This is a genomic window from Paenibacillus sp. MAEPY2 (assembly GCF_000499205.1).
In the GTDB taxonomy this organism is placed as follows: Bacteria; Bacillota; Bacilli; order Paenibacillales; family Paenibacillaceae; genus Paenibacillus; species Paenibacillus vandeheii.
The window spans coordinates 1-12,581 of record NZ_AWUK01000095.1 but is presented as its reverse complement, the minus strand read 5'-3'; the positions used below and the strand labels follow the sequence as shown (position 1 = coordinate 12,581).

Genomic DNA, 12,581 nt, shown 5'->3' with positions numbered 1-12,581 from the left:
AATACAAGAATATTATTAAATGTGGTTTTATTTCAATTAAAGTTTAATAAACTTATAATTTCGCTAAAACCTCATCAATGTTATCCCATTCATAAATTAATTCATTTAGAACTTTTCCCCCGATTATTATTTGAATTGATTTACATAATTTAGCTCCATAATGTTCATAGAAATATCGTGTCTTATTATCTTCTAGAACTTCAACAAATATCTTTTGATAGCCTAAAAATTTAAATTGTAGAAACAGTTGTTTAAGTAATTCTTTCCCTAAACCTCTTCCGTGATATTCCTTAAGTATGTATATAGATGTTAAATCACTAGAATTGGCTACTATATTTGTTTCTCTCTTCCAAGAATCTGCAAATCCAATAATTTCTCCTTCTGGGTTTTCTGCTATAACTACAAAATTATCTTCTCTTTCAATATTTTTGATCCATAATTCAGTTCTTTTTTTATATGAAAGATTATATAAGAATTCATCTGGAATAATACCTTTGTAAGTTGTTCTCCAACTATCCACATGAACTTTTGCAATGCCTTCTGCATCATTAATCGTTGCTTTTCTTATTTGCATAATATAACCACCTCATAGGATTAGTTAAAACGAATATCTCAAGCACTTAGCCATAACTGTATATAATGAGTAGCATTATACAGTTCCTATCTTGTAATTTATTTACGATGATTTCTCATAATTTTCTTGTATTCACGAAACGCTCGGCCTTAGATAGCTCTTATCTTAGGCTGGGGCGTTTGTTGACTGAGATTTCTTCCATGATTATACATCTGTCAATCAAGGGGCGATAGCCCCGCAGCTTGAATACTTTGTTAAACGCAGTTTCTGACTTCATGGAATTATCAAATACTCGCTTTCAGCTTGTTTTATATGATGCAGCATATGGTTTATATTCTATAAAATTGTCTATACCGCCAACGGGGGCGTTTAGTTAAGCAGGACTTCGAAAAGTACACTGTATCTCGCGGCAATAATGAATGAGTGAAATTAGTTTGAATAGATTCTCCCAATTATCCATCGAAATGCTCCAATCATCAGGAATCCCATTGAAATAGATAACATTCATCCCGTGATGCATTTATGACCCGATATGGCCTTCTTTATCCATAACCATTCGCAACACGCTTTGCTTTCCTCGAGACACAAAAAAAGACAAGGCTATCTAAATGGTATCGATCATAAAAAAGTACTGGATAACATATTAGGAATAAGTAAATGGCATACAGGAAAACATAAATCCGGGAACTTCAATAACTAACGGATCAAGGAGGTTGGCAAATGGCAAAGTTTTTCGTTTTAACAATATTATTATTGGTGGCAGGCTGTTCGTCCCATAACAATATGATGCAAAAACAAGTGACTCCTGAGCAAAAACAAATTTCAATTCATGATCATGCTGCTGCACCAAACTCTGTCCTCACACAGGCATCATCAACAGCTACATCTTGGCAAGAGAGATCTATTACAACAAAAGAAGCCCAAAATGGAATTCCATTGGATTTGTTGGATATGATTCGAACACCGGATGGAAATCCAGTAAACCAGGCACCTTCAGGAAATCCTGAAAAAAAGGAGCCAACAGGACAAGTACAGGAAGGTAAAAAAAATACTACGGATAAAACCGATTTTGAGCAGCAGGTTCTGGATCTAGTCAATCAAGAAAGGGCCAAAACAGGATTAAGTTCCTTGAGTAGGAATGAAGAATTGTCAAATGTGGCTATGGTCAAGGCACAGGACATGTACAACCACAGTTACTTTGATCATAATTCGCCAACACATGGATCCCCCTTCGATATGATGAAGGAATACGGGATCACATATAATACCGCTGGAGAAAACATCGCAAAAGGGCAAACCACCCCTACCCAGGTTATGAAGGAGTGGATGAATAGCCCTGGCCACAAAGCAAATATACTGAATAATAGTTATACTCATATCGGTATTGCTTATTATAACAACACATGGGTCCAGGAATTTACTGGGTAGCGCCTTTCATCTCCCAACAATAAAGTATCAAAAACCCGCAATTTATGTCGGGTTTTTGATACTTACAGATCCTGCATACGCCACCAGTTGTTTTGTTTCCTCGAACCGGGTTAAATTGTAAATCTTATCCATCTTCATCTTATTTGCATTAATTTCACCTACCGTTTTTATGTTTATACACCCGAGAGGCTTAATGAGAGTCTGCTTTTCTGCTTAACACTACTTGCATTTCTTATTGTCACTTTCATTTTTTGGTTTTACGATTTGCGCTGATTTCCTATAACGTTGTTGTATTCACTACGTCCCTCTACCTTAAGCTCGAAGGGCGGCCGGATGCGGTTAGGTGGAGGGACGTGTCCGGCTGAATTCGCTACCTCGCTACTGAAATGCCCCTCAGAATCCACATCTAACTTCGGCCGGAACAAGGGGCGGATGCCCCGAAGCTTGAATATGGTGTTATATGCCCTCTCCGAATTTTTTTATATACTTCAATAGTCATTATTCAGGTCTTTCTTTAGAATATCCATAAGTATCCCTGTAATGTTTTCTTTCCTCGGTGAAGTCCCACCATTGGTTCCCGCAATAACTATTATTAGCGCAATATATAACGAATCTAAATTGATCTTCAACACAAGGATCAATTCTTTCCCCATACATATGTTCTAAATCATCAAATAATCTGGCACCATCTTTATCTCTTATTTCATTCAATGAATAATAACCTAACATTAATAAATCCTTTGCCAATTTAGGTCCAATTGAAGGTAAACTTTGAAACTCAGATAAAGCCTTTATTTCCTTGGCTCTATTTTCTGCAACATTCATAATTAAGCAAATCTCGTTATTTGTTAATTTATAAATTTCACTAATTAGTATTTTATTTTTTCTTAACTCCTTTCTCTCTGGAGTAGTTAATTCTAGGATTGGAGACTTGTTCTTTTTCATTCTCTTACTCCTTTTAGAGGCTTTTATACTTGCAAATGATTTCTGATAACGTTTGGCATTCCTGACGTTCAAGCAGCTTAAGTGACCGTAGGAAACGTGTCGTCAAACTTAGCTGGTTAAATGTATCGCTTGAATAATCTCCTTGGAAATCCTTCTTAGCGATCAAGGGCGAATGCCCGCTGTAGGAATGCTGTGTTATCGGATGTCAGCTCCTTCTTCGAAATAAACCTATTCTTCTTTAAAGATTTGAGAAATCAAGATCAGACAAACAATCGTATGTGATTTTCACATTTCACCTCATATTTTTTTATAAACCGCTTCTAATAATTCCGATTTTTTTAATATTAATTATTATCGATAAAATACAATTGATAGAAGTAAGCCCCATCCAAATAAACATTGAATACGACATCCACACCTTTATCATTAAATAATTATTGTCTAATAGATAAGGCAAGATCATTACCAATACCAAAAGCATAATGCTTAAGATTAGTTCGATACTACTTCCTATCATTTTTCTGAACCTTGTCTTTTCAACTTTAATATTTAGTTTTATTCCTCTAATGAGTTTAATTGCTTGTACACATAAGATAACAACGGCTATTATTACTAAGAATGAAAATACCAAATCAATTAATAGATACACGTCATTATAATTAAATTTATTCATATGATTTCCATTCATATTCTCATAAATGTTATTAGCAATTAGCGATGGTGCAGTTGAATTCAAATTAGCCAGAACAAATATGGCCTGCTGCTTTTCTAAATCAATAAGAACCTGTGAGGAGTAATTAGGATTAGATCCATTATGACTAACAACTCTATTTTTCGTATCAATACTCCATCCGAATGAATAGTATTGATTTTCATCTTCGTATCCCGCCGTTTTGATGTCGACTTGATGAGATTGTTGTATCGCTTTCAATAAATTATCTGGCATATCGCCTATCCCCATTTGGGCATTAATCCAGCGTTCTAAGTCTTTTGAATTCGTTACCAAATATCCTGCAGCGATATTCCCATAATATCTAGGGGCATCATATTCTAAGCTTTTTCCAAAAAATACACGATATCCTTTGGTAAGTTTATCAGTTTCCTTTTCCTGACCTGTTGAAAAATAACTATTAGTCATTCCTAAAGGAACCAGTATGTTTTCAGTCATGTAATCCTGATAACGTTTGCCTGTAACTTTTTCAATAATCAACGCTAAAATATCATAATTAACTGTAGCATAATTATATGCTGTCCCAGGATACGTATCTAATGCAATGTCTGACACATTATGTATCGTTTTTTCAAGCATATCCTCCGTGGTACCTTCAGGAATTAACCGAATACTCCACGGTGGAATTCCACTTGTATGAGCTAACAACTGATGAATCGTAATATTAACTTTCTCCCCCTTAATAGTTGGCTCAAACGATGGAATATAATCTGTAGTAGAATCTGAAAGAGATAAGTAGCCCTCTTTTTCTAATAAAATAACGGCCAAAGCCGAAAATGCCTTTGTAGTCGATCCCAACTCAAATAATGACTCTTCAGTTACCCTCTTCTTATTATTAACATCTGCATATCCGTAATTCCTATATTCTGTCTTGCCCTGCTCTGATACTACCATAGCCACCCCTGGAGTCGCTGATTTGGCCATTATGGTTTCCACCATATTATCCGTATTATCATAATTCCCTGTCCTTACCAAACTCCCAAGTTCATTCCAACACACTATAGTTGTAATGATTGTGATAAGTAGGATGATACATACTGTTGATGTGCCTGTTTTACTTAGTATTTTCTTCATTGTGGTTCTCCCTATTGTAAGTCTTTTAAAAAAATAATAATGAACCAAACTATTATATAATTAAACACCATCCATAAATACCTACTTTGTGCCGTTATGGCTTAGAGAAACATAGTTCTTAAAGCCATTTAATTCTTTGCGCTGATTTCCGATAACGTTGTTGTATCTACGAACCCGAGAGGCTTAAGGGAGCGAATGCGACCGGGTCCGACGGACTTAGCCTTGTAGAGTTGTGAGCTGATTCTGCTTCTCAGCTTACCTCATCTTTCGAACCAAGGGCAAAGCCTGTAGCGTAGATACTGTGTTATCCGATGGACTTGCCTTCTTGATTCTGCTTTCATCGTCTTTACTTTTGTTTTCATTTGTTTATGTATTCTAGGACTTTTGACAAGTATTCTGCGATTGGTTTCGATGAATCTACCACTATATAATTCTCTTCTTCTGGTTTTTTACTGTTTTTTAAAGCTCTATAAAAACCTTCTTCTGATGATGGTGCTTCGATTTGACTCAAAAGTCTTTCTCGATTTTTTAATCGATTTCGAATTAATTCAATGTCTTCGACATAACATTCCACATACTTATATTTCTTTTTGTGTTTTCTCGCTAATTCAAGCCCAGTTTCTAATAAATTGCTGTACAAACAAGGACTATCCATGATCACGCTATGTCCATTCGATAAATAATAATCCACCAACGACCAATCTACATCATAGGACAGTTGTCCTATTACTTTACCTTCCATCGTGTATCCTTGTGATGATAGCGATTTTAAGATTGCTGTTTTAGAAATGTCATGATCGACAATGACAGCCCCAGTTGTTTGGCTAATCTGTCTTGCTAATGTCGACTTTCCTGAACCAGGGAATCCTGACATCTGTAAAAAAAACATACATACACCTCTATCTTAATTAATAGTATTTGCGAGTCTTTCGGATAACGTTTGCGCATTTCTGACGTTCAAGTGGCTTAAGGTGCGTATTGCACTGGGTCTCCAGACTTAGCCAGTTGGATGTGTCGTCTGAATCACTTCTCAGAATCCCCTCTTGGCGACCGAGGAGCGAACGCGACGATGCAGAAATGTTATGTTAGATGATGGGCAATGCCCTCTTGAATTCACATTCAAAATAAAACTCATGTTATGTTCTTATTTAAAAACATTACTCTGTCTACTTCAGTAAATCCATTCTTCTTATAAAATATCTCTGCAGGAATACCTCTATCGGTTAATAAAGTTATGTTCTCAATCCCATCAAATTCAAGTTTTTTCTCTAAGAATTTCATAAGCTTTGATCCTACTCCTGTTTTTTGTTTCTCTACACTTACACACATTTCATTAATAAAAAACTCATCTCCACTCCACCAACGCTTCCGGACACCAAAAACAAAACCAATTATCTCTTCCCTGTCTTCAGCGATAATACCAATAAATCCAGATGAGTTGGTGTAATCAAGTAAATATTGAAATGCAGTTTCTGTAGACCATTCATCATTCCATGGTTCTTGATTAAATACATTAGTGAAAGTATTGGTACATCTCAGGAGATCGTTTCTCTCAAATGATTTAAGTTCCATTTTTAATCAACTCTATTCGAATGTTTTTTTGTTTTTTTAATTGCATGTCTTTCATCTAACGTTTCTGTATTCATGAACCCAAAGGGGTTGTCTGCCGAAATGCCTCATCGGAATCCTTCCAGCAGACCAAGGCTCCAACGGAGCAGGCAAAGGTACGTCACTTAGATTGTCATAATATTCAATGAAATCATACCAAACCGTTTCATTCCCAGAGCTATACATTGCCGAGAAGTAGATGACACCCTTGGTATATAGGTATTCTTTCACTTATCATATCTTCTAGCACTTTTATAAGTTCTTCGACATCAATATTATCTATGTTTGTCATTTCTTCGCCTCTATAGCTATTATATTTTTATATGTTCTATAAGTGATTTTAGGCTATTTCATCTAACGTTCCTGTATTCACGAACCCGGAGGGGTTGTCTGCTGAAATCCCTCTCGAAATTCCTTCCCACAGACAAAGGCTCCGTTAGGAGTCGCAGCGTGAATATTATGTTAGATGACGTATGATCCTCATGAAATGCTAACAGCTGTTTTTTTGAATTGTAATAGTTTATTGAATACTCTATTAAATTGAAAACTGGCATTTGAATAATTATACTTCATACTCTGACTCCTTAACTTTCTGTTCTTAATAAAACCTAATTTATGTATTGAAATTTTATCATAAAGAATGAGAAATTCAGTAAGTTCACTTACCGTACGGTCATCGAAGTATACATAATCGTCATCAAAGAAGACTGTCAATCGATCATTAGTTGAATCATAATCCAATTTAAAGCCTCTATAAATATACCCATCCCACAATTTTTGTTTGTTTGGATTCCAAATAAGCTCCGTAACATCGCCTACAACATAATCAAATTTCTTTAATTTGCAAATAGTAATTCGGTGATTACCGGTATCAACGTAATATTCATCATTTAGTTTTATAAAACATGGTCGATCATTTTCATCATCAGATATATCCCGAGTTAATTGTTCAGTATAATAGGATGAATTCTCCAAATAGTTTGATACAATTCTTTCTCTCCTTTTAAGTTTTGTGAATATGTCTAAAAATGATAGACCTTCATATGAAGGATGTAATGTGCCTACTATATCTTTAATATACACCACATGGTTTGTATACTGTTTATCTGAATCATATATATAGCAGTTGTATTTGAACTGCTTGGTTTTGCTTAAATTGCTTTCATCTATTTCAAACAGATGAACCCCCATGGATTCTAACTCTTGTTTTAAAGTATGTGATAATTCTTTCATCTTTTTCCTCTTTCTATTGTCATATTTCATCTAACGTTGTTGTATTCACGACGCCTGGCCGATGCCAGGTGTGTCCGGCCGTTTTTACTTCTCTGAAATCCCTCTGCCGGACCGAGGGCATCTGCCCAATGCGTGAATATTATGTTATGTGATGTTACGAACCATCTTTGAAGTATCATTCATATTTCTTTATCTCGGTTTTAAAGTAACGATAATATTGAACCACTAATTCTTTATATTCATCTTCAATCTTCTCTCTTAAAGCTTTGACTTCATCTAAGTACTTTTCTTCTTTCTGTCCATAAACATCGTTAGACTTCTTTGCCAACTCGAGGTAATCCTGTATACGTTGATTATACATTTCATAGTTATGATTATAACTTTCTGTTCTCCTATCGAGCGTATTAATTTCTTCCCTGAATTCATTTATATCTGATATTATTTTCTGTGTATGATCGTATGATGCAAGTGCTACCTTCTCTAAATCATATAATTCAGAGTATTTTTCTAACAAAGCAATATTTAACAAGTGCCCCTTGCTTAGAATAAGATCGTTAATTTCATCACGTAAAAATCCAACACTGAAATCTGTCCTTGTTCTCATCTTTAAATATAATGGAGTATAGCAAGACTCTAATCTTTCTTTGAGAAATAGCGCTCTATCTTTTTTGTTCTGTACAAATATATCTTTTACTAACATTGTACCAAAAGTCGTACCAGTAGTAAGAATGGCAGTAAGTATAGGAATGGCTAATGATAGAGATAGGCTGTTGGTTTCCTGGGTTGCTTGCAATAGGAATAAATTAATCATGAGCAAACTCCCTTGATAAATTTTTTTGTTGATAATTTCACATAACGTCTTTGTATTCACGAACCCTCACTGACTTAAAGACACCGAGCCCGGGTCCGACGGACTTTTCCAGTGCAGGGTTGTCCGGCTGCTTCCACTTCCCCGAAATTCCCCTGCCGGACCGAGGACCGAATGGCCCGAAGCGTGAATATGGTGTTATGTGGAGTCAGTCACTTCGTTGAATTACTTACACATTGATCTTTGAAATCTTTCTTAGAATTATTCTTATAACTTCTTCTGTTTCTTTATTATCTGTGTCAATATGTTCTTGAAATTTAATATCTCTAAATGCAATTACACCCGCGTTTGTTTGCTTCTGATACCAAACATCAAATTTGTCTCCACGATTTTCAATTCGTTTTTTGATTGTCTCTTCAGATGCTAAGAGGCAAAAATGAAAAGTATCTCGATCAATACTTCTAAATCCATTTAATATGTAATTGAAATTTTCAGACTTATAAATTGTCATTGGAACAATAAGATGTTTCTTATACCTATTCATTAATTCTTGAGCTGTCTGTACTACAAGTATTCTCCATAGTTCTATATCCTGAAAATCATCAGTTTGTTCTTCTTCAAAGTAGATGTCTTCTGTTATGATTTTTCTCAACATATATCCAATTTCTTCAGGATCATAAATCATACTATTAGGAATTAGAGGCTGTAGCTTTTGAGAAGCCGAGGTCTTGCCCGATCCAAATGATCCATTAATCATAATAATCAAGTGATCACTCCATCTGGTTTAGGTTTGCATTACGCACTTGACTGATTTCACATAACGTTTCTGTATTCACGACTCAGAGTAGCTGAGTGTCCGGCGAATGCCGGACCCAGGGCGTATGCCCGCAGCGTGAATATTATGTTATGTGATTAGCCTGACATCCTCGGAAAATTTATTCATTTCGCTTTCATCTCCTAAGAAAATATTACAACCCTAACTCATTCTTCATTTGTTCAAGTATATTCTGTCTTAATATATCAGCATCAATATATATACTATCTACTAAGTCCTGTATATTGATTGTTGCTTCTTTTTTGTTCAATCTTGCAAGATATGTATCAATATGTTCTTGAGGTCTTTTGTTAATTATGTTGTTTAGATAATCCAGTATTGCTTTATCTGTCTTATCTCCGAATGTAGCTTCTGCAATAAAAAAAGAACCGATTAATTTAGGTTTATTTTTATCATACTCAACTGAGCCTTCATATTCATATGGCAAATACTCTTCCAACTCATCTTCTATTCTTCTTTTTTCTTCTATTGAAGCAAATTGTATTCCTTTTGTTCTTGAATGAAGTTCAAGATTAAATTTTAGTTTTGCACTTAGCAAAGTATGATGCATAGCAAGGTCATCTGTAAGTCTTGAAAATATCCCAAACTTCTTATCCCATTTTTCTTGTTCTTTAGTTTTATCAAACTGCCAGTTCCATAATGAAAAGGATAAAATTGTAGTAATTAGACTTGTTGTCAGGGCTGTTAGTATAGTGTTTCTCAATAGAACCTTCCAATTTTCACTTACTTTTTTTCCAGGGTTGTTATTTTTTTTTGACATATGTTCCTACCACATTTCTTTAAATAATTATTTAGTAGCTGTGAACACTATTTTTAAAGTTTATACAGATTTTCAAATGATTCGGTTTTTCACATAACGTTTCTGTATTCACGACCCTAGCAAATGCTAGGGTGTCCGGCTTCAGCCGGACCAAGGGCGTATGCCCGATGCGTGAATATTATGTTATGTGAAGAAAATAGCCTCTTGATATACTCACAATCATTCTGTTCTATTTATCAGATTTCCAATAAATTCTTCTTTATTAATAGAAGAATGACGTATAACAGCATTTGCTGTTATTTCTATCAATTTAGCTTTGTCATAAGTTTCAAGTAAATGGGGATAGTTTTGAGTTAAGTATTGTAGCAAATGCGACAAAGTTAAAAAATAAGTGTTGCTTGCCATGTCAAGAATTTTCAATTCATCTTCAGTATTTGATTTTGATAAATCCATCTTAAATACAACACTTGAGGAGTATTCTTCTAAAATCTGTGTTCGATAAACCTCTAACGAAGTTGGATCTGAATGCTCATACTTGCTGGCTTGTCTGTACAAAGATATATAAATGCCAAATTGCAATTTATCTTCTTTAGCTAAACTTGCTACAGTAATTGGCGATAAGGTTCTCGTATTATTTAGATCATATCCATTTCTTCTTAATTCTCTTTTTATATTGTTTAATTTATTGATCCTATCTGGAAATTCACTATCTCTATACCATCCCTTATCAATAGCTTTTTTCAGATCTTTCAAAAACTTATAATCAGATTTAAGCGGTTGCATTATGAATTCTTTGTATCTTGATTTTGAACTATCATCATGACATAAGTATTCAATCAACATATAATTATTAATTTGTGACCTCAGGAGTATATAAGATTCTTCTGTATAGTTATTCTCTAGTAAGACCAGTAATCCATTAAGCAGATTCGTTTGCTTAGCGTATAATAATATAATATCACGTACATTTTCATAATCTTCTTGGATAATCATTGGACTTTCTTCCTTGAGAAAATGGGTGCTCACTTCCTCAATAAATCTTTTAATAAATGAGAGTTTTTCTTCTTTCTCCATAGTATCACCTCAAATTAATATATCTTTTCATTTCTTTCACATAACGTTCCTGTATTCATGAACCCCGAAGGAGTTGTCTGCTGAAATCCCCCTTTGAACTCCACTAACAGACTAAGGCTCCGAAGGAGCCGCAGCTTGAATATTTTGTTATAAGATGTTGGGGGCCTTCCTCGAGATTATCTTCAAATCATTTCTTATTCGCTCTTCTTTTCTTATACGGTGGAACTCACATAAAATACAAATATTATAATAAGATGAAGCGAACATTCAAGTATCACCGTTACTCGCAGCTCTGATTTCCTTTTTAAGTTTCTTTAGTAAAGCATCAATCTTTGTAACAATCACTCCACTAGAAATAGCTTCCCAAGCACTACGCTTTTCAGCTTCTATTTGTGTAATAAGTACAGCTAACTCTGCTTCTTTCTGAAGTATTCGTTTATCAAACATTCTAGCGGCAGTATTTACCTTTTTCGAAGTTTCTAACTCCGAAATTAGTCCAATCAAATCATATCTCAGGCTCCCCCATATTTCCAAATATTCTTCTCTAAAATAGAGTAAATCTACCAATAGAGTTTCATCAACTATCAAGTCTACATTACTAAACAACTGCTGATTCCAATCAGACACCAGATGTTTCCCCTTAACCATCTCTTCATGAAGTTCTGTAAATTGATTAAATCCAGATGAGTAATTCTCCATAACACTCCTGATCTTATCTAACTCGATTTTTATGGCATGAAGTGTCGGAAGTTGCTCTAACAATCGTTTATTATGGTCAACTTTCTTTTGCTGATCGATTTGATATTTTGTCACTAATAGGGCAACAATCCCTCCGATTATACCACCTGAATAGTTTCCAAAGAAGCTCAACCAAAGCTCAGTATTTCCTGCTGTAACCCTGGGTATTGCTGGTATCAGGACTAATATATTAACAAAAACTGGTCCTGATACAAATGCAATTAATATCCATTTGTATTGTTTTATGAATTCCACTAATTTATTCATTTTCATTTTCCCTCGCAATGCTCACAATTAGACATTAGAAATCAGATCATCAATTAAATGTTTTTCATTTTGTACCTATTCCCCGTTGCTGGAGTGGCACAATTCCAAAATTAGATGTTTTATAGAGCATTAAAGCAAAAACAAATTCTATCAGTTATAAATAAATGATTATTTATAAGATTTTAAGCGTTAGCTTTGTATTTACATCTCTAGCCCCCGATTTCTTATAACGTTCCTGTATTCATGAACCCCGCTAGGAGTTGTCTGCTGAAATTCCTCCCCGAAATCCATCCGCAGACCAAGGCTCCGAAGGAGCCGCTGCTTGAATATTATGTTATCAGAAGTGACAACTACCTTGAATTACGTTAATTATCTTCAATTATTTAATTCTCTTTAAGATATATGTATTAATTTGCAGGGTATCATCATTAACATAGACTGGGTGGACCGATTCAGAACTATCACCAATTATTGATATATAATTGTATCCATCTTGATAATCCAACT

The 12,581-nt window shown here is 34.7% G+C and carries 12 protein-coding genes; 1 reads left to right on the top strand and 11 read right to left on the bottom strand.

What is annotated here, in order from left to right; translation table 11 throughout:
* Positions 1–52: 52 nt before the first annotated feature.
* Positions 53–574, bottom strand: coding sequence for a GNAT family N-acetyltransferase (locus tag P364_RS0134500; RefSeq protein ID WP_024634496.1), 522 nt, complete (start codon positions 572–574; stop codon positions 53–55).
* Between the two features lie 720 nt (positions 575–1,294).
* Between P364_RS0134500 and P364_RS0134495 the strand changes: the two genes are divergently transcribed.
* Entirely contained in the window at positions 1,295–2,002 is a 708-nt protein-coding gene (locus P364_RS0134495) for a CAP domain-containing protein (RefSeq protein WP_024634495.1), read from the top strand.
* A gap of 498 nt (positions 2,003–2,500) precedes the next feature.
* Here P364_RS0134495 and P364_RS0134490 read toward each other — a convergent pair whose 3' ends face one another.
* The 10 genes from P364_RS0134490 to P364_RS36525 all read right to left on the bottom strand — a co-directional run bounded on the left by P364_RS0134490 (position 2,501) and on the right by P364_RS36525 (position 12,074).
* Positions 2,501–2,947, bottom strand: coding sequence for a helix-hairpin-helix domain-containing protein (locus P364_RS0134490; protein WP_024634494.1), 447 nt, complete (start codon positions 2,945–2,947; stop codon positions 2,501–2,503).
* Positions 2,948–3,254: 307 nt separating this feature from the next.
* On the bottom strand, positions 3,255–4,751 hold the full coding sequence (locus tag P364_RS0134485; protein WP_024634493.1) for a serine hydrolase domain-containing protein: 1,497 nt from the start codon (positions 4,749–4,751) through the stop codon (positions 3,255–3,257).
* Between the two features lie 358 nt (positions 4,752–5,109).
* Complete coding sequence (locus P364_RS0134480) at positions 5,110–5,640, bottom strand: AAA family ATPase (protein ID WP_024634492.1); 531 nt, start codon at positions 5,638–5,640, stop codon at positions 5,110–5,112.
* 242 nt (positions 5,641–5,882) lie between these two features.
* Positions 5,883–6,323 carry a GNAT family N-acetyltransferase gene (locus tag P364_RS0134475; protein ID WP_024634491.1) on the bottom strand — a complete coding sequence of 147 codons (441 nt, stop codon included), beginning with the start codon at positions 6,321–6,323 and terminating at the stop codon, positions 5,883–5,885.
* A 516-nt stretch (positions 6,324–6,839) separates the two neighbouring features.
* Positions 6,840–7,592, bottom strand: coding sequence for a hypothetical protein (locus P364_RS0134465; protein WP_024634490.1), 753 nt, complete (start codon positions 7,590–7,592; stop codon positions 6,840–6,842).
* A gap of 175 nt (positions 7,593–7,767) precedes the next feature.
* Positions 7,768–8,403: a hypothetical protein gene (locus tag P364_RS0134460; protein ID WP_024634489.1), complete on the bottom strand. Its 636-nt coding sequence runs from the start codon at positions 8,401–8,403 to the stop codon at positions 7,768–7,770.
* Positions 8,404–8,629: 226 nt separating this feature from the next.
* Positions 8,630–9,157, bottom strand: a complete 528-nt coding sequence (locus P364_RS0134455; protein ID WP_236642284.1) for an AAA family ATPase — start codon at positions 9,155–9,157, stop codon at positions 8,630–8,632.
* Between the two features lie 211 nt (positions 9,158–9,368).
* Positions 9,369–9,995, bottom strand: coding sequence for a hypothetical protein (locus P364_RS0134450; protein WP_024634487.1), 627 nt, complete (start codon positions 9,993–9,995; stop codon positions 9,369–9,371).
* A gap of 219 nt (positions 9,996–10,214) precedes the next feature.
* Positions 10,215–11,069 carry a DUF5677 domain-containing protein gene (locus P364_RS36530; RefSeq protein WP_024634486.1) on the bottom strand — a complete coding sequence of 285 codons (855 nt, stop codon included), beginning with the start codon at positions 11,067–11,069 and terminating at the stop codon, positions 10,215–10,217.
* Between the two features lie 267 nt (positions 11,070–11,336).
* Positions 11,337–12,074 (bottom strand): hypothetical protein, encoded by a 738-nt coding sequence (locus tag P364_RS36525; protein ID WP_024634485.1) that lies wholly within the window; start codon positions 12,072–12,074, stop codon positions 11,337–11,339.
* Positions 12,075–12,581: the final 507 nt, after the last annotated feature.